This window comes from Oceanivirga miroungae (genome assembly GCF_902505095.1).
GTDB lineage: Bacteria > Fusobacteriota > Fusobacteriia > Fusobacteriales > Leptotrichiaceae > Oceanivirga > Oceanivirga miroungae.
On sequence record NZ_CABWIB010000001.1, the window covers coordinates 1,031,402 to 1,055,694 of the forward strand.

Consider the following 24,293-nt stretch of genomic DNA (forward strand, 5'->3'; position numbering starts at 1 on the left):
TTTATTCCCCCAAATATGCTTTTATAACAGTGTCGTTATTTTGTATTTCACTAGGACTTCCACTTGCAATAAGCTGACCAAAATTTAGAACATATAATCTTTCACAGATTCCCATAACAAGACCCATATCATGTTCAATTAACAAAATAGAAATTTTAAACTTCTCTCTTATTTTCGCTATTATTTCCATTAACTCTTTTGTTTCTTGAGGATTCATACCAGCTGCTGGCTCGTCTAATAAAAGTAATTTAGGTTTAGTAGCTAAGGCTCTTGCCATTTCTAATTTTCTTTGTTGTCCATACGATAAACTATCTGCTCTATAATGCGCTAGGTGATCTAAATCAAATATTTTAAGTAACTCTAACGCTTCCTTATTTGATTTATCTTCTTCTTCTCTGTATTTTTTTGATCTAAATATTGAATTTATTGTATTATATTTCATATATCTATCACTAGCTATTTTAACATTATCTATTACAGGTAGTTTTTCAAAAAGTCTAATATTTTGAAATGTTCTAGATATCCCTAGTGCAACTATTTGGTAAGTATCTAACTTATTTATTAAAGTGTTTGCTACGTATACTTCACCTTCTGTTGGCTTATATACTCCTGTTAATAAATTAAATAAAGTTGTCTTACCTGCTCCATTAGGTCCTATTAGTCCTACTAGTTCATTATCTTCTATTTTAATATCTATTTTTTGTAGTGCCTTTAGTCCTCCAAAACTAATCCCCATATTTTTTGTTTTTAATAATTCCATCTTTTATTATTCCTTTTATTTTATCAATAATTTTAACTATACTTATCTCACTTGTACCAAGTAATCCTTTTGGTCTATATAATATGATAATGATTAAAGATATAGAATATATTAGTGCTCTGTATTCTGCTATACCTCTTAAAAATTCATTAGCTATAGTTATAAAGCCTGCTGCAAGAATTGCTCCTGTTATGCTTCCCATACCACCAAATACTACCATTACAAGTATTTCTATTGAGAATATGAAAGAAAACTTATCTGGAGATATAACTCCTAGATTATGAGCAAATAATGCTCCTCCAATTCCTGCAAAAAATGCTGATATGAAAAACCCATATCTTTTAATCTTATTTATATTTATACCAACATTTTCAGCTGCTATTTCATTTTCACGAATTGAAACCATACTTCTACCAAATCTTGAATAGCCTACTAACATTACAACTGAAATCGTTATAACTGCCATTATAAATGTAATTGTAAAGTTTGTGTAGTTTGGTATACCTTTAAATCCAGCTGCTCCACCTAAAAATGGTAAATTTTGTATTACATATTTTATTATTTCACCAAAAGCTAGAGTTATTATTGCCAAATAATCACCACTAAACTTTTGTGTTAAAATAGCTACCAATACACCTACAATTCCCGATACTATTCCTGCTATTATTAGTGCAAATATAAATTTTATATTCTCATTTATCCCTAAATTTATAATTAACTTAGACACATAAGCACCTGTATAAGCACCAACCGCTATAAATCCAGCATGCCCTAGATTAAGTAAACCTAAAAGACCAACTGTTATACTTAAACTTACTGCAAATATTATATATATTAATACATTGATATATACAGATCCTTTATAACTAAATATTCCTTCATTCATTATACTAAGAAAAAGTATTAAGTATAGAATAGTAACTACTGAAAAGTTTTTAAAAAAATCCTTATAATTAAATCTCATTATACTTTCTCCTTAATATTTTTCCCAAAAAGTCCACTAGGTTTAAATAATAATACAGTTATTAGTATCATAAAGACCATTGGATTTGCCCAACTTGTTGATATATATGCTTTTATATATGTTTCAATAAAGCCTAATAAATACCCAGCTAACATACTACCAGGAATGCTACCCATTCCACCTAAAACAGCTGCTATAAATGCTTTAAGACCTGGTAATATTCCCATGTATGGTTCTATTCTTGGGTACATTAATGCGTACATAACTCCGCCTAATGCTCCTAAACCTGCTCCTATTGCAAATGTGATTGATATAGTCAGATTTGTATTTATTCCCATTAATGTTGCTGCTTCACTATCTTGTGCAACTGCACGTGTTGCTTTTCCTAATTTTGTATAAGATATAAATAAATTAAGAAGTATCATACAAATTAATGTTGAGACTATAACAAATATAGATAAATAACTTATTCTACTACCAAATATTTCAATACTTTCTGTTGTTTTTAAAAATGTTGGTACTAAATCTAATTTTATAACTTTTGGTGCTGCACCAAATAATATAAGAGCAAAACTTTCTAAGAAAAAACTTACTCCTATTGCACTAATTAGAACAGACATTCTTGGTGCTTTTCTAAGTGGCTTATATGCCACGATATCAATAACTATTCCTAATACACTACAAAAGATTATAGCTACAACAATAGATGCTGTAAGCGATAACCCTTTACTAGTCCCATAGTAAGTTACATATGCTCCTACCATAAGAAGATCTCCATGAGCAAAGTTAATTAACTTTACTATTCCATATACCATGGTATACCCTAATGCAATTAGAGCATATATACTTCCTATTTGTAGTCCAATTATTGATTGGTCTAACAAATTTTTAAACATTTACTTACTCTCCAAATTTTTCTTTTAATATTACTTTACCATCTTTTACTTCAACAAATAGAACATCTTTTTTAGGATTTCTATTTTCATCAAATGTAATATGTCCTGTAACTAAGTTTACATCTAAACCTTTAAATGCATCTAAATTACCACCTTTTTTGATTCCTTCAACTAATACAGTCGCTGCATCATAACCAAGCGCAGAGAATATTGTAGGTGATTTTTTAAATCTTGCCTTGTACTCTTTAATAAATTCTTTTGATTGTTCTATATTTTCATCATCAACAAATTGAGAAGAAAAAACTGCTCCATCTGCAACTTTAGCAAAGTTTTCTTGTATTCCATCCCAACCATCTGCTCCAAAGAACATAGCATCTAAATTTACTTCTTTTGCTTGGCTTAAAATTAATCCAACTGTATTATAGTAATCTGGGATAAATACATTTTTAATATCTTTATTTTTTATGTCAGTTAATAAACTCTTAAAGTCTGTATCTTCTTTAGTATATCTTAATTCATAAACAGATAAACCTAATTTTTCAGATTGTTCATTAAATGCTTTAGCTACTCCTACTGAATAATCACTTGAATTATTTACTAATAAGGCAACTTTATTTATTTTTTCTTTATTTAAATATTTAGCCATCATTTCTCCTTGGTAAGGATCCGTAAATGATATTCTAAATACATATTCTTTACCTTCAGTAACACTCATAGCAGTTGCTGCTGGTGTTATCATAGGGATTTTAGCTTTATTTGCTAATTCAGCCACAGCTAAAGAATGAGCTGACGCTGCTTCACCTAATATATAGTCAACTTTGTTTGATGCCATTTTTTTGAAAATATTAATGTCTTCTTGTATATCTCCTTTACTATCAACATATTCAGCTACTATTTGCTTATCTAGTATTTTATCATTATTTATCTTATCTATGTATAGTTCTATTCCCTCTTTAATGCTTTGTCCATATTGTGCTAAATCCCCTGTTAAAGGTACTGGTACTCCAACTTTAATTACATTTTTTGCTTCATCATTTGATGTACCACAACTTAATACTAATGATAATAAAACTGTAATTGATAATAAAAATTTCTTCATATTGTGTTCTTCCTTTCATCCTTTTAAAATTTATATTCTCATACTAACAAATTTAAGTATAAATGTAAAATATAATTTTTTAATATATCCATAAATTTTACTTATACTTGAAATTCATTTTCTAATATTTTTAATGCTTCATAGTATTTAGTTTTTTCAATTTCAAGTCCACCATATATTCTAGCACCTTTTACCTTATACTTTAGTAATAGTGCTGTTTCTTTAGGTTCATATATCAAATCAATAATATTATATGATCTTACTTCATTTTCTTTTTCTAACATTGAACTATTTTCTTCACCAACATTACCTAATGTTGTAGCATTAATAATAAAATCACTTTGTTTCATATTCTTTATTTCAACTTTTTTAATTCTTCTGTCCCCCGCTTCTAGGTCCATAAGTTCTTCACTAATTGTTGCTATAAATACCGTAACCTTTTCATATTTATCTTTTAAAACTCTATATATAGTTCTTGCTTTTTTATTACTCCCTAAAAGTAAAACTCTTTTTTCATTCATATTTATGTTATTTCTATCTAAAAATTTAGAAAAACCTATGTATAGTAATTCAGTATATTTAATTTCCCCATTTTTTACATATATTAGGTCTTTTTTTTCATCTAAACAGTCTTGATATTCTTTTGATACAAATATAGCTTCATAGTTTTTTGAATTTACTAAATCTTCAAATTCTTTTTCACTTATATTCAGATATTCATATTCTTTATTTTTATTTTTCAATATATTTTCTAATACATTAAATTTTCTTTCCTTACTTACTATGTATATCATAGTTCTCCTTTTAGTAGTTTTAACTCTTCTTCACTTAATTCTCTAAATTCTCCTAATTTTAAATTACTATCTAATTCTAAATTATTCATCATAACTCTTTTTAAATATGTAACTTTATTAGAAACTGCCTCAAACATTCTTTTAACTTGATGAAATTTACCTTCACTTATGCTAATATATAAAGACTTATCATCTATTAAATTAATTTTTGTATCCGACTTTGTAATATGATCCCCTATATCAACGCCATTTTCTAATTTCAAAATATCACTAGAACTTATCTTACTTTCAATTTCTACATAATATTTTTTTAGTACATGCTTTTTAGGTGCTAATAAATTATGTGCTAATACTCCATCATTTGTAAGTATTAAAAGTCCTTCTGTATCTATATCTAGTCTTCCTACTGGAAATATATCATATGTACTATACTCATTATTTAGTAAATCAATTACTATTTTATGTTTTTTATCAAAAGTAGCACTAATATAGTCTTTGGGTTTATTTAACATTATATATACGTATTTTCTATAACTAATCTTTTTATTATCAAAAAATACTTCTTCGTCTTTAACATCAAATTTAGGATCATTTACTATTTTATCATTTACTTTTATTCTATTGCTTTTTATTATCTTTTTTACAACTGACCTTGTAGCAACCCCTGAATTTGCTAGATATTTATCTAATCTCAATTTTTTTCTCCTTATAAAGTAAATAGGCCCTAAAAGCCTATATTACATACTTATTTATTACATCTGCTAATACACCTTCATCATTTGTTACAGATACATAATCTGCAATATCTTTAATATCTTGTACTGCATTTTTGGCTGCAACTGAAAGTCCTGCTACTTCTAGCATATCACTATCATTATATGAATCTCCACAGGCTATCATATCTTTTATATCTATACCTAATATTTCACATAATTTTTTTAGACTTCTTCCTTTACTAACATCTTTGTTTAGTATTTCTAAAAAATATGGACTAGATAAAGTAATATAGAATTTATCTTTATAGATTCCTTTTAAATATTCCATAAGTTTAGCTAATTTATCAACATCACCTATAAACATACATTTTCCAACAGTAGATACCTTAATATCATCAATAGTTTCATATTTATGTTTAGTAAATGTTGTTATTTTTTCTTCCTCATCTACATATTTATGTTCCTTATTATAGTATAAAAGTCCATCTATATATGTAACTAAAGCTACATCATATTTATTTGATATTTCTAGTAATTCTTTTATTTCATCTCTTGAAATTGATTTATTATATATTACTTCATTTGATTTACACTCAATTATTCTAGAACCATTATATGATAAAATATATCCTCCATATTGATCTAATTTTAAAAGTTTAGCTTGATTTATCATAGCTTCTTCTACTCTACCACTAGCTAATACAAATTTAACTCCTTTTTCTTTTTGCGCTTTTATTATCATATCTATATTGTTTTGACTTATCTCTCTTTTACTATTGACTAGTGTTCCATCCATATCAGTTGCTATTAGCTTATACATCTTCTCTCCTTATGCTAACTATAATTTTTTCTATTCTTCTATTTCTAGCTTTTTGAATTTTAAATTCCATATTATCTATAACTATATCATCAATTTTATCATTTTCTTTTGGTATAAATCCAATTTTTTCAATTAAAAGACCAGCTATAGAGTCATAATACTCTGATGATAAGTCAGTATCAAAATAGTCATTAAAATCATGAATTGATACTTCACCATTTACTAAATATTTTTGTTTAGAAATTTCTGTAATGTCTAGGTTTTCCTTATCATATTCATCGTGAATATCTCCTACTATTTCTTCTAATAAATCTTCCATAGTAACTATTCCACTCATACCACCATACTCATCAATTAGTATAGCTAGGTGATTATTATTTTTTTTCATTTCAGAAAATAAAGAACTAATTTTTTTAGTTTCTGGTACAAAAAAGGCTTTTTTTAATACTTCTTTAACTAAAATATTTTTATCATCTATTAGTAATAAATCTTTTAGATGTAATACACCCACTATATCATCTAAATCTTCCTCATAAACAGGTACTCTAGAATATCTTGTTATATCTTCAATTTTTAGTATTTCACTTAGTGTTTTGTCACTTTGTACTGCCATTACATTTGGTCTTGGTATCATTACCTCTCTTGCTGATTTTTCATCAAACTCTATAACATTTTCAAGTATCTCTTTTTCTGTTTCTTGTAAATCTCCTGTATTTAATACAGCTTTCATTTCTTCTCTACTTAAATCCTCTGATTCATTTTTATTATTTAATCTTAGTATAAATATTACAAAGTTAGTTGAGTATGTAAGAACAGCAATTAGTGGTGTAAATATTATAGATATTAAATTTAATATTCCTACAACTTTTAATGATATTTTAAGCGGATTTTGAAGTCCTATTCTTTTTGGAACCAATTCTCCAAAAACTAATGTAATATATGAAAGTAGTAAGGTGATAACTACTAACGAAATTTGACTAGAATAAGCAATATTTAATTTATCTAAAACTTTACTTAAATGTTCTGATAAACTAACAGCAGCTGATGCTGATGCAAAAAAACCTGCTAATGTTATTGCTACTTGTATTGTTGATAATAACTTACTAGGAGAATCTATCATTTTTTGCAATTTAATTGCCTTTTGATTATTTTCCTCTATAAGTGGTATTAATTTAGTCTTGTTTACTGAAACAATAGCTATTTCAGAACAAGAAAAGAACGCGTTTACTAGTACTAATATAACTATTAAACTAAGCTGCGGTAAAATGTCCATTTTTCCTCCATTTATTTTTATTCTTCATTTGCAAAAGGATGTGTTTTTAAATACATATCTCTTAATTTTTTCTTACTTACATGTGTATAAAACTGTGTGGTTGCTATACTTTGGTGTCCTAATAGTTCTTGAACATATCTAATATCAACTCCACTGTTTAATAATTCTGTTGCAAAGCTATGTCTAAATGTATGCGGTGATACTTCTTTTTGTATTCCACTTTTTAGTGAATAAGCTTCTATTATTCTTCTTAAAGATCTTGTAGTTAACTTCCCACCTCTTGCATTTGAAAATAATATATCTTTATTATATTTATTATTTGCCTTTTTTACTCCTATATACTCCTCTAAATATTTTTTAGCAGTTACACTAAAAAAGGTTATTCTTTCTTTATTCCCTTTTCCTATTACTCTTAATTCCCTATTTTTAAAATCTATTGTAGTCTCTACTAAATCAAGTAACTCAAAACTTCTTAAGCCACTACTATATAAAAGTTCAATTATAGCTCGATCTCTTAGTCCTATTATTGAATCTAGACTAATGACCTCTCTTAGTTTTTCCATATCTTCTTTAGTTAAATAATTAGGTAACTTATTCTCAAACTTAGGTGTATTCACATAAATTGCAATGTTTTCTTCTAATTTATCAACACTTACTAAGTAATCAAAAAAACTTCTAATCGCTGATATTTTTCTATTTATCGTTCTTTTCGATGACTTTTTAGAATAACTCAGATAAGCTATATATGATCTTAAGGTCATTAGCTCTACTTCATTAAAACTAACTATACCTTCATTATTACCTAGATATTCTATTAACTGAGATAAATCATTTTTATATGATCTAATTGTATTTGGGCTTTTTCCTAATATTACCTCATTGTAGTAAAGAAAATCATTTAATAACTTTTCCATTATTTTTTACCTTTTTTTATATTTTTTATATTATTACAATTTGGATAATTACTACATGCAAAAAACTTACCATATCTACCTTTTTTTATAGTAAAGTCTGACGAACATTTTTCACATTTACCAATAGCTTTTAATAGAGCACTATCACTTTTTATTTCTTTTTCTATTAAATCTTTTAGGATATATTTATCATCTATAATTTTTACTTCCCCTTTTTTTAGAAGATTTCTTATACTAGCACTTAAAGATTTTCGTATATTATCAGTCTCATAATTCTTACTTTCAAGATATTCGCCAAATCTTCCTTTTTTTAATAGAAATTCTACACCATTTTCTGTGTAATCTGTTTTGTGCCCATTTTTTTCTTTTAATACTTTTTCTAATTTATCTTTAACAAATACTTTACCTGCATTTATTTCATCATTACTAACTTCAACTGCTTTTAGTGATAACTTTTCATCCTCATTAGTTGTAGATATTAAATATTTTCCAAATCTACCAGATTTTAAAATCATGGCTTTCCCATTTTTATCTAGTACATCTGATAATATTATTCTATCTTTTAGCTTATCAATTTCTTTTTTGTATTTATTAACATCATTTTCTATATTTTCATAATACTTTTCTAATACATTAATATATGTTTTTTTACCATCTGCTATTTCATCTAAATCAGATTCCATTTCACTTGTAAATTCAGTATTCATAATATTTGAAAAGTTTGATACTAATTCATTTTTTACTTCGTACCCTAAAATGCTAGGTACTAATTTTTTATCCTCTTTTGTCACATATTCTTTATTAACTAATGTATCTATTATATTAGCATATGTTGATGGTCTTCCAATACCCAAGCTTTCTAGTTTTTTTACTAAGCTAGCTTCAGTAAATCTACTTGGAGCTTTTGTTATACCATCTTTTACATTTAATTTTTCAATTTCTAATTTATCATCTTTTTTAATATCTGGTAAATCACTAGTTTTAATATCCTCTTCGTCTTTTTGATATTTATAGTAACCATCAAATACTACCTTATTTACTGTTCCACTAAATTCCAGGTTTTTATCATTAGCTGTTATTTGTAATTGTTCATATTTCATATCAGCAAATTGAGAACATATAAATCTTTTCCAAATTAGTGTATATAGCTTATATTGATCACGACTTAAATATCCTGCTATTTTATCAGGCTCTAATTCTAAATAAGATGGTCTTATACCTTCATGGGCATCTTGACTCCCTTTTTTATTATTAAATACATATTTACCTACATACTCTTTACCATAATTATTTTCTATATACTCTTTAGCTTCTTTCATAGCTTCACCTGAAACTCTTACTGAGTCTGTTCTCATATAGGTAATTAAACCTTTTGTAACTCCTGCAATATCAAGTCCTTCATATAGTTGCTGCGCTATTCTCATAGTTTTAGATGCACTAAAACCTAAATACGAAGAAGCTAGTTGTTGTAATGTACTTGTTTTAAATACCATAGGTGGTCTTTGAGATTTATTTTTAATCTCAACGCTAGTTGCTAATAAGTATTTATCTAAATCAACATTAAAATTTTTATCAAATATTTTATCTACTTTTTTATTATCTACTTTTGATAATTTAAGTTCTATACCATTTTTTAAAAGAACTGAAAATTCTCTGTATTCTTCTGGTGTAAAGTTTTTTATTTCATCTTCCAAATCACATATTATTTTTAAACTTACCGACTGAACTCTACCTGCACTTGCATTTTTATTTACAGTTCTCCAAAGTAGTGGACTTATTTCATATCCTACTAATCTATCTAATAATCTTCTTGCTTGCTGAGAATCCACTAAATTTATATCAATATCTCTTGGTTCTTTTATAGCTTTTTTTATAGCAGTAGCTGTTATTTCATTAAATACTATTCTTCTTATTTTTTCATTTTCTTTAATAGCATTTGATATATGCCAAGCTATTGCTTCTCCCTCTCTATCTAAATCGGATGCAAGATATATAACATCAGATTTTTTAGCTTCTTTTTTTAATTCTGCTAGTATAGGCCCTTTCCCTTTAATTGTAGTATATTTAGGTTTAAATCCATTTTCAATATCTATACCTAAGCTTGTTTTAGGTAAGTCTACTAAATGACCAAAAGAAGCTTTAACTTTATAGCTTTTACCTAAAATCTTTTCTATAGTTTTAGCTTTTGATGGGGATTCTACTATTACTAAATTTTTTTTCACTTTAACTTCCTCCAAGCATATTCACTTGCAATATCATCTGCTGATAATACAAGTTTTGCCTTATTTTCCATTATTAGTTTATTACATAATTCACTCGATTTATTTAAAATACTCCCAGGAATTGCATAGATTTCTCTTTCATATTCTAGGGCATAGTTTACTAAAATATTTGATTTTCCTTTAATATATGATTCTGTTATACACACTGCTCGACTTAGCCCTACTATTATTCTATTTCTTTTAATAAAATCTTCTTTTTTTATTCTCTTTTCAATTGGAATTTCACTAATTATACACCCATTTTCACATATTAAATCCTTTAAATATGTATTTTCATAAGGATAAAATGATAAAATATTTGTGGGTATAACTGCTATTACAGGTATATTTTTGCTAATTGCCCTTTTTACAGCAATTGTATCAATACCATTTGAAACTCCATTTACGATAGAAACTCCTTCATAATTTGATAATTCATCAACTATTTTTTCTGTACTAATTTTACCTATTTGGCTATTAATACGTGTCCCACTTACCGTTACTATATTTTCAATATTTATTTCATTTCCAATATAGTAAAGATATGGTGGAAAATCAGAAATTTCTTTTAAATACTTTGGATAATTACTATCCATATATGACATTATCTTATACGGTTTATCTTCTATTTTAAAACTATTTTTATACGCATATTCTAATTCATATTTTATTTTATCTTTGTATAGATGTTGCTTTTGTAATAATTCATCTACACTACTATTTTCAAGCATTAAAGCTCTTATTTGGTCTTCACTTAATTTTGAACAAATTAAATCTTCCCATTTCATACATCCTCTATTCTAGGGTTTCTAATTCTTCGATTTGTTTTAATATTTCTGGGGAATTAACATAGCTTGCATATTTTTTTAAATTTCTACTAGCTCTGTAGAAATCTTCTTTTTGCTTATAGGATATAGCTATTCCTAAGTACGCTTTATATACACTGCTATCTTTATTTAATACTTTTTCATAAAGAGCTATTGCTTTATCATAATCTCCCATCATTCTTCTAGCAGTTGCTGCTATAAAAAGATTTTCTATATCTTCACTTGGGTCTTTTTCAGATATATTTGCTGCTCTTTCTATAAGCCCTAATCTTATATAGTACCTAGCTAATTCATTTATTATCATAGAATCAGGTTCAATCAATATTTGCTCTTCATATTCATTTAACTTATAGAAAGTTTCTTTGTCTTTTTGGTATACAACGGGACTTACTGGTAAATTTACTTTTTTATCTTTATCTTCAATTTTTTTTACTTCTACATTTTCATCTTTTTGGGGTAGTTTTTCTTCTATAGTTTGTAAAATAGAATCTAGTATTAGTATATTGTCCTCTGTTAATTCTGTTTTATCTACGTTCATTGCAATTTCATATGCTTTTTCATACTCATTTTTTTGCATTAATTTATCTATATTAGTTAAATCATCTAAAAAATTAGAAAAACTAAATAAGGATAGTAGAAGCGAAAAAATCAAACTAATTTTTTTCATTTTTTCTCCTAGTATTCTAGTTGTCTTGTTGTTCTAGCAAAAGGTATTACATCTCTAATATTTGGTATTCCTGTAATATACATTAGAATTCTTTCAAATCCTAGACCAAATCCTGAATGCGGTACTGATCCATATTTTCTTAAATCTAAATACCATTCGTATTCAGCGTAATTTAATCCTTTTTCATTTATTACTTTCATTAATTTATCGTAGTCTTCTTCTCTTTGTGATCCACCTACTATTTCTCCTATACCTGGAGCTAATAAGTCAACAGCTCTTACTGTCTTATTATCGTCATTTAATTTCATATAGAATGCTTTTATGTCTTTTGGATAATCAGTTACAAAAACTGGTCTTTTAAATATTTGTTCTGCTAAATATCTTTCGTGTTCAGTTTTTAAATCCATTCCCCATTCAACATCTATTTCAAATTTATTTTTTGATTCTTGTAATAATTTTATTGCTTCTGTATATGTAACTCTTGCAAAACCATTATCTAAAATATTATTTAATTTATCATGTAATCCTTTTTCGATAAATTTATCAAAAAAATCCATTTCATCTTTAGCATTATCATAAACATATTTTATTACATATTTTATCATTTCTTCTATAATATCCATGTTTACTTCTAAATTTGCAAATGCAATTTCTGGTTCTAACATCCAGAATTCAGCAGCATGTTTTGTTGTATTTGAGTTTTCTGCTCTAAATGTTGGTCCAAATGTATATGTGTTTCTAAAAGCTGAGTTGAATGATTCAACATGTAATTGACCTGTAACTGTTAAAAATGCAGGTTTTGCAAAGAAATCATCTTTATAGTCTAACTTTTTATTCTTGTTCATAAAGTCTAATGTTGTTATTTGGAACATTTCTCCAGCACCTTCAGCATCAGTTCCAGTTATTATTGGAGTATGTACATATATAAAGCCTTTTTCTTGGAAAAATTTGTGTAGTGCATAAGCTAATATTGATCTAACTCTAAATACAGCATTAAATGTATTTGTTCTAGGTCTTAGATGTGATATTGTTCTTAAATATTCAAAACTATGTCTTTTATTTTGAAGTGGATACTCAAGCGGTGTTTTATTTAACACTTCTATTTTGTTTGCTTTTATTTCATAATTTTGTCCACTACCTATTGATTTTACCAATTTCCCTTCTACTATTATTGATGAGTAAACATTTAACTTAGAAACTTCTGTAAAGTTATCTAACTGTTTATCATAAACAACTTGTATAGGATTAAAAGCTGTACCATCATTAAATTCTATAAATCCAAATTCTTTTTGGTCTCTATTTTTCTTTACCCAACCTTCTAATTTTACTGTTTTATCTTCATATTTAGAAATTTCTTTTGCTAAGATTCTTAATTCCATTTTTCCTCCTAAATTTTGTTTTAATTAAATATTATATCATAAATTCTACATTATGTATATCACCAGCTACTTCCACCGCCTCCAGAAAATCCTCCACCTGAAAATCCAGAGCTTGAAAAGTTACCTGAATTACTGTGTCTTATATTTTTATTTTCTAACTTTGTATTTTTAAATATATCCTCTTTTATTCTATTATCTATATACGAAAGATTATAAATGTATGGATAATATATATATGGATATGCATATTTAATATCCTTATTAAAGCTTATTAATTTTTTATCTAAATCATTTAAAAATTTTGTAGTAAGCCCTATTGCTATCATATATGGCAACATTTTTTTGGCATGATTTATTACGTCTTTTTCAGTATTAAATTCATCAAATATATTTTTTTCTACATTTTCATAAAACATTATATATCCTAATATATTTTGATATACTTTTATACCTTCACTTGTTTTTGTCTCAATTTTAGAACTAAGGTAAAAAGAAATAAGAAAGCTAATAAGCAGTATAAATATACTTATATAATCAAGTACCTCTGTACTAAAGATATTAAATAATATGGTGATAAAAGCTAAAAGTATTGTAATTATTCTATATGATATATTTTTTTTAGCTATATTTTTTTCATAAATTTTATCAATTAAATTATCTAGTGATTCACTTAGCCTAGCTGTATTTTTAATGCTTTTAAAAATATCTTCACTATATTTACTAAAACTATTTAAAGCTAGTTTTTCACTAGGGGATATATTCTCTAATTTTTCAAATTCCATATATTCATCTTTTATATAGAAGATTTTTTCCTTATCATAAACCCATTTTTCATCTTCTAAAAAGACATTTTCATTTTTTTCGTTTAAACTTTTCACATATTCTACTTCTTCATATTTATCTTTTTTATCTAAAATTCCTTTTGTTATTAAAGACATGAAAACTATGGTTAAAGTACTATAATTAGTATTATTTGCTATTTTTTTTGCTAGTTCTGGACTTATTTTTTCATCTATTCTAAACTCTGGTTTTATTACAAGTCTACTTTTTTCACTTTTTATTTTTAAAATCATAAGTATTATTAGTATTATTACTATTACAAATATACCAATATTATACTTAATATTTTCATATGTTTTTAGTATGTTTAAAGTTCTATCATACTTTGTAAATGTTGGAGAATTTAGATTTAATAAAAAGGTTAATCCTTCACCTTCTAAAAACTTATCCTTATTTCTTATATTATTATTATTTACTATATAATTATTTGTGTTAGCCTTATATGGACCTGTATATACTTTTAAATCATTTATTTGATTAGAGCTAAAGTATAAATCCACATTAACATTTTTAATAGGCATAGACCAAAAATTACCTACAGCATTTAAGTATATTTGACTTAATTTACCATCTGTTCTCACTATATTATATATATCATACTCAAGCACATATTTTTTTATTTTATTTTTTTCTAGGTATTTATTTTTATCACCTAATACATATGTATTGTATCTATTATGTTTTATAGTAAAACCATTTGTGTTTGACTTAAAATTTTTTATTCCTAATTTATTATACCCTAATATTGAATCGGTATTATCATATATTATATCTAATTTTATTCCATGTCTTAACTCGTCTTCTGGATTATATTCTATTATCTTTTTTATATGAACACTTTTATCATTATTTAATGAAACTTTAACATCCATATTTTCTATATATTCAGAGTAAGTTAAACTAGATATAAATATAAGTAAAAAATATACTATTTTTTTCATATACCCACCTTTTTAACTTTTTTTATATTCTACAATTTATACTACATTTTGTCAAAATAAAAGAAGATAGGTCTTTCTCCTACCTTCATATTATAGTTGTTATTTTCTCTTTTTTAATAAATTATTTATTTTAAATACTTCTTTTCTATTTATAGCTAATGCTAAATAATTTAATATACTTTTAAAATCTAACTTTAATTTTACTTATTCTATCTTGTTCTAATAAAGAGATTAAGTCTTTTTTTGTCTTTATAGTAATTTCTGTTTCTTTTATATCTTTATCAATAGATATTACTACCTTAATTTCTTACTCCTCCCTTTATCTAAAACCATTTCTAATTAAAGATAAGTCGTCTGATTTTCAATCCACTTTTCTATTATTCTTATATCATTTATAAATATATGAATATTTTTAAATTGACCTAATTTTTTTAATTTAATATCTGTATTATTTGCATAAACTACTAAATATGGCTTTAAAATGTCTTTTAATTCAATTTCTAAATTCTTTGAAAACATTACAATAATAAAGTCTGCTTTATCTATATCATCTACAATATCATAGTTTTTAGATAACTTTATTTTCAGCATCAAATAATATTTATAGTCTTTTTTATTATGGTAAATATATATTTTTATCATTTTTCTCCTTTAAAAAAAGTTATTAGATAAATTCTAATAACTTAGTTTGTAATATATTCTATTATCTTTAAAACAATATATGTAAGTCCGCTAGCAACAATTGGACCAACTGCAGATCCTCCTATAAATACAACTCCAGCTACTACACCTAATGATACAAATACAACTATTTGTGGTTCAATTTGCTGTAAGTGTATTCCCTTAGTAGCTACATAAGCTGCAAACATACCTACTAGTATTGCAATTATTCCTTCTTTACTTTTTAGTGTTAGTGGTATTTCTTTTAGTCCAACTTCAGATGTTGCAATAGGTACTAAAATTGCAAGGGTTATTATAAAGATTCCTAACTTTAAGCCTTTTGATCTAATGCTTGGTAAAAATTCATTACTATTAGGTATAAGTTTTAATATTATTAAACTAATAGCTGCATACATTACTATCTTATTTTTACTAACAAAGCCAATTAAAGCTATTAGGAATAAAAATATGTAACTTTCCATTTTATTCCCCTAAATATTTAGCAATTCTTCTTATAGCTTCATCTAAAACTTCTTTATTGTGTGTTACTGATAATCTAACATGATTTTCTACATTAAAACAAATTCCTGGAACAATTCCAACATGTGTATTTTCTAGTATCTCTTCACAAAAATCTACTGAGTTTTTACTAGATAACTTTTTATACGATGCAAATAAGTAAAAAGCACCAGCAGGTTTTATTACATCAAAGCCAAGTTCTGTTAATTTTTCTGCCATATATTCTACTCTTTTTTTATTTTCACTAACAACATCACTTCTATCTAAGCATTTATTCATAGCAACTATTGCTCCATATTGAGAAACTGTAGCTATACCTGTTGTTGTATATTGGCTAACTTTAACATAGTTCTTAATATTTTCTTCACTACTTAACATATATCCAATTCTATAACCTGTCATTGAGTGAGATTTAGAAAATCCGCTAATAATTGTTATTCTATCTTTCATATCAGTATATCTAGCAAATGAATTAAATTTTTCAAATGATAATTGAGCATATATTTCATCACATAAAAGTTGTATATTAGGATATCTTTTTAATAAATCTACTATTTTATCCATTTCATCTAATCCTAATACTAATCCTGTTGGATTATTTGGGTATGTTAGTATGATTGCACGAGTTTTATCAGTTATATGCTTTTCTATCATATCAGATGTTACTCTAAAACCATTTGATTCTGTATCTATATATACAGGTTTCGCACCTTCCATTAGTATATTAGGTTCATATCCTGGATATGCTGGAAGTGGAATTATAACCTCATCACCATCAGTTAATACACTACGAGAAAAAACAGCTATACCCTCAGTTGCACCAACTGTAACTATACATTCTTTTTCATTATAGTTTGACATATATAGCTTGTTGTAATACATTGGAATTTCTTTTCTTAATTCTGGCATACCTCCTGTTGCAGTATATCCTAATTTTTGAGTTTTAATTCTATTTATCATTTCATCTTTTATAACTTGCGGCACATCTTGACTAGGCTCACCTATTGTAAAATTAATTCCATCATCAAAACTTCTCATTTTTATTGCTATTTGTCTTATTTTAGAAACTTCTAATTTTTTAACTACTTCTCTCATTGTTCCTCTTTTCTTATAAATAAATTAATTTAATAATACTTAACTAATTCTATCATTATTTTCATATTTTATCAATGAAATATTAACACTCCAGGTACTAAAAAAGAATGTCTTATTTATAAAACATTCTTAATTACTTAATATATTACATCACTTACATCTTTTATACTAACATCATAACCATTAAATACAACTGTAAGGGCTATCATGTCTTTTTGCTGATTTTCATTAAAGTATGTTACATACTCTTTTCTTTTAATTTGTTCTAGTGCTTCTTTGTGTTTTTTCTCTATATCTTTTTCTGTTCTAGCTACTTTAAGTTCTAAAAGAACTGACCTCCTATTTTCTGATTTAAATGGAATAAGCGCTATATCTAATCTTCCATTACTTACATTTTGTTCTGTTTTAACTGTATATACCCCTAATAGGTTTATTAAAACTGCCAAAGAATTTCTATATGTTTTTTCATCATTTTTAATATCATAATGATAAACATCTTTAAATAGTTTTTTTGTTTGCTTTTCCATATCTGGTATGTTTAAAGTAGAAAATGCTTTTTTTGTGTCAATATAGTTTTCATCGCTACCATCATTTAATATTCTAGTAGTTAATCTAATAATTTCATCTTGTACTTCAACATTTGGAATAACAACTGCTGCTTTATCATTTTCTTTTTTAGTTGCTGTTAAATAACCTGCATAAAGTAAGAAAGTATAAAAGGCTTCCTCTTTATTTAGTTTATCAATATTAAACTCTTTATCTATAGATATCTCTATTTCTTTTTTATCTATTAAACTTAAAAGTTCTTCTGATAATTGCTTTTTATCAAATCTTTTTTCTAATATATGTGTTAATAAATTTTGTGAGCCTGTTTCTACCCACTTAAAAGAGAGTGGTGTATTTTTATTAAGTTTTAATTCATCAAATGTTTTTGAAATAGAATCAGGATTATATAACTCTAATCCTCCTATTTTATAGCCATCAAAGTAATTTTTAAGTCTTTCTCTTTCAGATTCTAAATCTAGTAACTTAATATATGGATCAATTTCATCTTGTGTAAATCCAAAGTAGGAAGTAAATGGCATATTAGGTGAATCTAGTACATTTGAAATATATACATTATTCATTGCAGAAAATACTGAGTTTTTAGTAAGTTCTGTAACTCCAGCTAATACTGCAAAATGTAAATTTCTATTCCCTTTTAATGCTCTACCAAAAAATGTTCTATAAAATGAAATAACTTTATCAATATCTTCATGATTTAACATTTCTAAAACAAAGCTATCATATTCATCTATTAAAACAATAGGTTCTATTTTGTAGGTATAATAGTATAAGTCTATGAAATATGACAATAGATCTTGAACTATATTAGCTGTTGGTTCATCTTTGTATATATTTTCTTTAATCTCTAATAATTCTTTTTTTGTAATATCATCTATATTAGGATTTAAGATAAATTTATCAATTTCATCATCAAAAGTATATATGATTGATTGCAATAATTCATTAAAATCAGTAACACCAGGATTTTTAAAATCCAAATATATGATAGGTCTTGTACCTAGGAATTTGATTTTATCAGTCTTAGCAATTTTTTTATCAGAAAAAAATTCACATGCCCTATCCTTAGACTCAATATTAAAAAAATAGTCTATAGTTTGAAGTGCAACACTTTTACCAAACCTTCTAGGTCTTGTGACTAGTACAACTTCTTTTTCTCTAATTCCATCTTTATCAATTAACTCATCAATTATCATTGTTTTATCTATATAGAAAGTGTCATTACCAATCTTTTGTATATGCATACCAGTTTTAAAATTTATATCTATCACTCTAACTAACTCCTCTCTACTATATTTTAATATATTATACAATAAAAAATTTTTTTTATCATTTTTTTATATACTACAAATAAAATATATGCTACTATACTATCAAATATTAATTAGGAGGTTTTATGAACGAATTAAATTTATTTATTACAAATATTAGCGACTTTGTATGGAACTCTATTCTCATATTTTTGCTTATAGGGACTGGAATTTTTTATACTATTAAATTAAAACTTGTACAAATAAAAAAATTCAAAGAAGGATTTTTAAGAGTTGTAAAAGGAGCTAATCTAAATGGAGAAAAGGTTGAAAAAGATGGTATGAGTTCATTTCAATCTCTTGCTACTGCAGTAGCAGCACAAGTTGGTACTGGAAATCTAGCAGGGGCAGCAACAGCTATTACAGCAGGTGGTCCTGGTGCTATATTTTGGATGTGGCTAAGTGCATTTTTTGGAATGGCTACAGTTTATGCAGAAGCTGTACTTGGCCAGATATATAAAAAAAAGATTGATGGCGAACTTATAGGAGGCCCTGCATTTTATATAAGTGAAGGGTTGGGAAATAATAAGTTTAGTTCTATTTTAGCAGCAGCTTTTAGCGTTTTATGTATATTAGCATTATCTTTTATGGGAAATGCTGTTCAATCTAATTCAATAGCTGCAGCTTTTAGTAATGAATTTCCAATATCACCTATTTTTGTTGGTATAATAATAGCTGTTATTTCAGGATTTATTTTCTTTGGTGGAACTAAAAGAATTGCATCATTTACTGAAAAAGTTGTTCCCATAATGGCAGGACTATATGTTATAACTTCTTTAATTATTATATTAGTGAATATAAGTCATGTACTCCCAGCTTTTAAAATGATTATCGTAGGAGCATTTAATCCATCAGCTGTTGTAGGGGGAGCTATGGGAATTACCATAAAACAAGCAGTTAGATATGGGGTTGCAAGAGGTTTATTTTCTAATGAGGCTGGTATGGGATCAACTCCACATGCTCATGCTGTAGCGAAAGTTAAAAATCCAAGTGATCAAGGGGCTGTTGCTATAATTACAGTTTTTATTGATACCTTTGTTGTATTAACTTGTACAGCGCTAGTAATTCTTATAAATGTAAACTTAACTGAAAATAGTGCTTCTGGTATTGCTTTAACTCAATTAGCTTTTAAATCTACACTAGGTAGTTTCGGTGGATTATTTATTGCAATTTGTTTATTTTTCTTTGCACTATCTACAATAATTGGTTGGTATTATTTTGGATTATCAAATATTAAATACTTATTTGGGCATAAGGCAATAAATATATATACAATAATTGTTATTATCTTTATTCTTTTAGGTTCTTATGCCAAAGTAGATCTTGTTTGGAACTTATCAGATTTATTTAATGGATTAATGGCATTCCCAAATTTAATAGCACTTTTAGTTTTATATAAGTTAGTAAAATAGTTAAAAAGGCAAGTTTTATCTTGCCCCTTTTTTTTGAATTTTTTAATTAATCTTTTTTCTTAGTAAATTAATAAATAGTATCTGAATTATAAATGCTACTAACGCTAATAATTGGTAAGAAACATTTAAACTAAATAGATCTCCTATTTTTCCTACTACAGGGAATACCACTATCATAGCTAAGCTAAAAAACATACTTTGAAAAGATAATACAGTTGCTCTTTGCTTACTAGGAATTAATGAATTTAAGTAATTACTAGATACTACAAATATTGCACTCTCATTAATATTTACTATAATCATCCCTAAGATTGTTAGACTATTTATAGATATTAGAATAAATCCTATTACATATATAAATGGTAAAAATATCAGTAAATTTCTAATACCAAATGTTTTTTCTAATTTAGATGTAAGTAATACAAAGATACCTGTTAAAATACCTATAGCTGCTAGAACTATCCCTATTTCAAAGTTATTATACCCTTCAATTTTTAGTAAATTTTGACTATAGTAAAAGCTTGTTATTGCAAATGAGGCAACTAATTCTATACAAATTATTATTACACTAATTCTTGTATCATTTTTAACTACGCTAATACTATCTAAAAATTGCTTTTTAAATGTTTTATACACATTAATTTCTCTATCTACTTTACCTATGCTAGGTTCTGTAAACATCATACTTTGTAAAATAGAAATAACTGTTACTACTGCTGCAATTTGGTAGGTTAAAGTATATGAAATATTTGCTAAATACCCACCTAATAGTAGCGATACTGCTCTTGCTACTTGTAAAATCATTTCACTATTTGATTGAATTTTAATGTATTTATCCTCTTTTTTTAATTCTTTTAAACTATCATATACTAAAGCTTCCCCTGCACCTGATTCTAGATTATTACCTAATGCACTAAATACAAAACTTAAGGATATAATTTCTATATTATTACTAGATAACATTAAAAGTAAACTTACCAAATATAATACTCTACCTAGTGTTCTTGATGTTTTTCTGCCGTATATATCAGCAATAGCCCCTGTTGGAATTTCCATAGTAAATGACGTTATATGATATATTGTTTCCATTATTCCTATTTGAAATAAAGAAAAACCTTTTGCTGCTAAATATAAAACCCAAACAGCGTGAGTTAAACTAAAATTTATTAAAAACCAGAAAATATAGTTTTTATAAATATTTTTATTTAATTTTTTTTCCATTCTTTTTTCCCCTTATTATTCTATTGTTTTATATAAAATTTTAGTTTTGTTCTTTTTAATTCTTCACCATCTTCTTTTCTCCTTATCTATATTTTCTTATACTTGGCGAGATAATCGCAAACAAAGTAGTAAGTAAATATACTATTGTTACATACTTATCTGCTATTATACTAGCTATAAAAAGGGAGGTAAAGTATATAAGTTTTAATAAAATATTTCTAAACGAAAATACTCTTGCCATTACATTTTTATATGTTGATTTTTGAATTAAACTCTCTTTAATAACATTTCTAAGTTGAGCTAGTATACCTAAAAAAGTCACATTATTTACTCTTTTTTTATTTAAAAAATGATGTGCTTTTTAATTCACACCATTTTATTATTATTTAATATAATATTCTAAATCATATCTTAACGCATTTTTATCTGTAAATCCTTTGATACCTGATACTCTACCCCTATTTGAATATTGCCAGATAATCCATCTATTATCTTCTTCTATTTCAGGATAGTATTTAATATCTCTAATCCAAAGCTTATTTTCCTTCAATTCATTTTTTATATATTTCTTATATGTGTAGTAATTAGTATAAATTATAACTTTTCTTTCATAAAATTTTTCTATATAGTAAATAAACTCTTTTACTTGCTTTAACACACTATTTTTATCATCACTTTTTGATAATTCCACATCAATTATAGGGGCAAAAGTATTTTTAGTTTTACCTACATTTGATATATACCAAAGTGCTTGATCTTTACCACTACTTTTAGTTGTAAAGTAGTGATATGATCCCACATAAAATCCATTCATTCTAGCTCTATTTATGTTATAGAAATAATCCTTATCTAAAAAGTTACTCCCTTCAGTTGCTTTTATTAAAATAAATTTATATTTTTTATTTACCTTATCCCAATTTATTCTATCTTGGTGATGAGATATATCAAGTCCTTTAATAGCATACTTTGATGCTAGTATATCATTATGATATATTATTCCTAAAATTTCTAAATTTAGAATAACTAATAAAATATTTATAACTATTATGAAAATAATAGCAATCTTTAATTTCCTCATTTACTTATTACTTTTAATCCTCCCATATAAGGAACTAAAACATCTGGTATAGTAATACTTCCATCTTCATTTTGATAATTTTCCATTATAGCAAGTAATGTTCTACCCACTGCAAGTCCTGATCCATTTAATGTATGAACAAAGTAGCTGTTATTATCTTCTTTACTTCTATATTTTATTCTTGCTCTTCTTGCTTGGAAATCTTCTGTATTTGAACAACTTGATATTTCTCTATATTTATTTTGGCTTGGCACCCAAACTTCTAAATCGTATGTTTTAGCAGCACTAAATCCTAAATCTCCACTACATAAAGCTATAACTCTATATGGTAATTTTAATTTTTGAAGTATAGATTCAGCTGATGCTACCATAGATTCTAATTCATCATATGAATTTGATGGATGTGCTAATTTTACCATTTCAACTTTATTAAATTGATGTTGACGAATAAGCCCTTTTAAATCTCTTCCACCAGAACCAGCTTCTTTTCTAAAACAAGCTGTAAATCCAACAAATCTTTTTGGTAACTCATCTTCTTCTAATATTTCACCATTATATAGGTTAGTAATAGGTACTTCTGCTGTTGGAATTAAATACATTTCTTCATCTGATATTTTATACATATCTTCTTCAAATTTAGGTAATTGTCCTGTACCTATCATCATTTCTTTTTTAACTAATTGTGGTGCTAATATTTCTGTAAATCCATTTTCTTCTGTATGAGTATCTAACATAAATGATATTAGTGCTCTTTCAAGTCTTGCAGCTTGCTTTTTATATACAGTAAATCTAGAACCACCTAATTTAGATCCTCTTTCAAAGTCTAATATATCTAGGTCTATACCTAATTCATCATGTGCCTTTACTTCAAAATTAAATTTAGGTATTTCTCCCCATCTTCTTATTTCTACATTGTCATCTTCATCATTTCCAATTGGTGTAGTTTCAGATAATTTATTAGGTATTGTATATATTAATTTTGAAAACTCTTCTTGTACTTCATTTAATTCATTATCTATTTCTTTTATCTTATCATTTACTTCTTGCATTCTAGATATTATATGACTAGCATCTTTTTTCTCTCTTTTATATTGACCTACTAATGCACTATTATCATTTCTTTCTTTTTTTAAAGCTTCAATTTCTACTAATAAATCTCTTCTTTTAACATCTAACTCTAGTAATTTATCTAAATCAAAGTCGCTATGTCTAGCATTTAAATCTTTTCTAATTTTTTCTGAATTTTCTCTTATGTACTTTATATCTAACATATCCCAACACTC

At 26.0% G+C, this 24,293-nt stretch carries 23 protein-coding genes; 1 reads left to right on the forward strand and 22 read right to left on the reverse strand.

Features of this window, described 5'->3' with window-relative positions:
- Nucleotide 1: 1 nt before the first annotated feature.
- From OMES3154_RS05020 to OMES3154_RS05105, 18 genes are all read right to left on the reverse strand, one after another.
- Nucleotides 2–760 carry an ABC transporter ATP-binding protein gene (locus tag OMES3154_RS05020; RefSeq protein WP_156683694.1) on the reverse strand — a complete coding sequence of 253 codons (759 nt, stop codon included), beginning with the start codon at nucleotides 758–760 and terminating at the stop codon, nucleotides 2–4.
- On the reverse strand, nucleotides 726–1,724 hold the full coding sequence (locus OMES3154_RS05025; protein WP_156683695.1) for a branched-chain amino acid ABC transporter permease: 999 nt from the start codon (nucleotides 1,722–1,724) through the stop codon (nucleotides 726–728). Before OMES3154_RS05025 ends, OMES3154_RS05020 begins: the two co-directional genes overlap by 35 nt.
- Nucleotides 1,724–2,620, reverse strand: coding sequence for a branched-chain amino acid ABC transporter permease (locus OMES3154_RS05030; protein WP_156683696.1), 897 nt, complete (start codon nucleotides 2,618–2,620; stop codon nucleotides 1,724–1,726). Before OMES3154_RS05030 ends, OMES3154_RS05025 begins: the two co-directional genes overlap by 1 nt.
- A gap of 4 nt (nucleotides 2,621–2,624) precedes the next feature.
- Entirely contained in the window at nucleotides 2,625–3,719 is a 1,095-nt protein-coding gene (locus OMES3154_RS05035) for an ABC transporter substrate-binding protein (protein WP_156683697.1), read from the reverse strand.
- 101 nt (nucleotides 3,720–3,820) lie between these two features.
- Nucleotides 3,821–4,513 (reverse strand): Rossmann-fold NAD(P)-binding domain-containing protein, encoded by a 693-nt coding sequence (locus tag OMES3154_RS05040; protein WP_156683698.1) that lies wholly within the window; start codon nucleotides 4,511–4,513, stop codon nucleotides 3,821–3,823.
- A complete protein-coding gene (locus tag OMES3154_RS05045; protein ID WP_156683699.1) occupies nucleotides 4,510–5,208 on the reverse strand; it encodes a pseudouridine synthase in 699 nt (232 codons plus the stop codon). Before OMES3154_RS05045 ends, OMES3154_RS05040 begins: the two co-directional genes overlap by 4 nt.
- A gap of 37 nt (nucleotides 5,209–5,245) precedes the next feature.
- A complete protein-coding gene (locus tag OMES3154_RS05050) occupies nucleotides 5,246–6,049 on the reverse strand; it encodes a Cof-type HAD-IIB family hydrolase (RefSeq protein ID WP_156683700.1) in 804 nt (267 codons plus the stop codon).
- Nucleotides 6,042–7,322: a hemolysin family protein gene (locus tag OMES3154_RS05055; protein WP_156683701.1), complete on the reverse strand. Its 1,281-nt coding sequence runs from the start codon at nucleotides 7,320–7,322 to the stop codon at nucleotides 6,042–6,044. The genes OMES3154_RS05050 and OMES3154_RS05055 overlap by 8 nt, the downstream gene beginning before the upstream one ends.
- 17 nt (nucleotides 7,323–7,339) lie before the next feature.
- Complete coding sequence (gene xerA / locus OMES3154_RS05060; RefSeq protein WP_156683702.1) at nucleotides 7,340–8,236, reverse strand: site-specific tyrosine recombinase/integron integrase; 897 nt, start codon at nucleotides 8,234–8,236, stop codon at nucleotides 7,340–7,342.
- Nucleotides 8,236–10,458, reverse strand: a complete 2,223-nt coding sequence (gene topA, locus OMES3154_RS05065; protein WP_156683703.1) for a type I DNA topoisomerase — start codon at nucleotides 10,456–10,458, stop codon at nucleotides 8,236–8,238. The genes xerA and topA overlap by 1 nt, the downstream gene beginning before the upstream one ends.
- Complete coding sequence (locus OMES3154_RS05070) at nucleotides 10,455–11,285, reverse strand: DNA-processing protein DprA (protein WP_156683704.1); 831 nt, start codon at nucleotides 11,283–11,285, stop codon at nucleotides 10,455–10,457. Before OMES3154_RS05070 ends, topA begins: the two co-directional genes overlap by 4 nt.
- Nucleotides 11,286–11,292: 7 nt before the next feature.
- Nucleotides 11,293–11,991 (reverse strand): tetratricopeptide repeat protein, encoded by a 699-nt coding sequence (locus OMES3154_RS05075; RefSeq protein WP_156683705.1) that lies wholly within the window; start codon nucleotides 11,989–11,991, stop codon nucleotides 11,293–11,295.
- 8 nt (nucleotides 11,992–11,999) lie between these two features.
- Nucleotides 12,000–13,370 (reverse strand): asparagine--tRNA ligase, encoded by a 1,371-nt coding sequence (gene asnS, locus OMES3154_RS05080; protein WP_156683706.1) that lies wholly within the window; start codon nucleotides 13,368–13,370, stop codon nucleotides 12,000–12,002.
- A gap of 59 nt (nucleotides 13,371–13,429) precedes the next feature.
- Complete coding sequence (locus OMES3154_RS05085; protein WP_156683707.1) at nucleotides 13,430–15,151, reverse strand: DUF2207 domain-containing protein; 1,722 nt, start codon at nucleotides 15,149–15,151, stop codon at nucleotides 13,430–13,432.
- A 339-nt stretch (nucleotides 15,152–15,490) separates the two neighbouring features.
- Nucleotides 15,491–15,793, reverse strand: coding sequence for a hypothetical protein (locus tag OMES3154_RS05090; protein ID WP_156683708.1), 303 nt, complete (start codon nucleotides 15,791–15,793; stop codon nucleotides 15,491–15,493).
- Between the two features lie 41 nt (nucleotides 15,794–15,834).
- A complete protein-coding gene (locus OMES3154_RS05095) occupies nucleotides 15,835–16,293 on the reverse strand; it encodes a DUF441 domain-containing protein (RefSeq protein ID WP_156683709.1) in 459 nt (152 codons plus the stop codon).
- A 1-nt stretch (nucleotide 16,294) separates the two neighbouring features.
- Complete coding sequence (locus OMES3154_RS05100; protein ID WP_156683710.1) at nucleotides 16,295–17,425, reverse strand: pyridoxal phosphate-dependent aminotransferase; 1,131 nt, start codon at nucleotides 17,423–17,425, stop codon at nucleotides 16,295–16,297.
- Between the two features lie 137 nt (nucleotides 17,426–17,562).
- Nucleotides 17,563–19,260 (reverse strand): AAA family ATPase, encoded by a 1,698-nt coding sequence (locus OMES3154_RS05105; protein WP_156683711.1) that lies wholly within the window; start codon nucleotides 19,258–19,260, stop codon nucleotides 17,563–17,565.
- A 125-nt stretch (nucleotides 19,261–19,385) separates the two neighbouring features.
- Between OMES3154_RS05105 and OMES3154_RS05110 the strand changes: the two genes are divergently transcribed.
- On the forward strand, nucleotides 19,386–20,711 hold the full coding sequence (locus OMES3154_RS05110) for an alanine/glycine:cation symporter family protein (protein ID WP_156683712.1): 1,326 nt from the start codon (nucleotides 19,386–19,388) through the stop codon (nucleotides 20,709–20,711).
- Nucleotides 20,712–20,753: 42 nt separating this feature from the next.
- On the opposite strand, the gene OMES3154_RS05115 is transcribed toward OMES3154_RS05110, so the two are convergent.
- From OMES3154_RS05115 to serS, 4 genes are all read right to left on the reverse strand, one after another.
- Entirely contained in the window at nucleotides 20,754–21,932 is a 1,179-nt protein-coding gene (locus OMES3154_RS05115) for an MFS transporter (RefSeq protein ID WP_156683713.1), read from the reverse strand.
- 82 nt (nucleotides 21,933–22,014) lie between these two features.
- Complete coding sequence (locus tag OMES3154_RS05120; protein ID WP_156683714.1) at nucleotides 22,015–22,254, reverse strand: hypothetical protein; 240 nt, start codon at nucleotides 22,252–22,254, stop codon at nucleotides 22,015–22,017.
- A gap of 60 nt (nucleotides 22,255–22,314) precedes the next feature.
- Nucleotides 22,315–23,010 carry a GH25 family lysozyme gene (locus OMES3154_RS05125; RefSeq protein ID WP_156683715.1) on the reverse strand — a complete coding sequence of 232 codons (696 nt, stop codon included), beginning with the start codon at nucleotides 23,008–23,010 and terminating at the stop codon, nucleotides 22,315–22,317.
- Entirely contained in the window at nucleotides 23,007–24,281 is a 1,275-nt protein-coding gene (serS, locus tag OMES3154_RS05130) for a serine--tRNA ligase (RefSeq protein ID WP_156683716.1), read from the reverse strand. Before serS ends, OMES3154_RS05125 begins: the two co-directional genes overlap by 4 nt.
- Nucleotides 24,282–24,293: the final 12 nt, after the last annotated feature.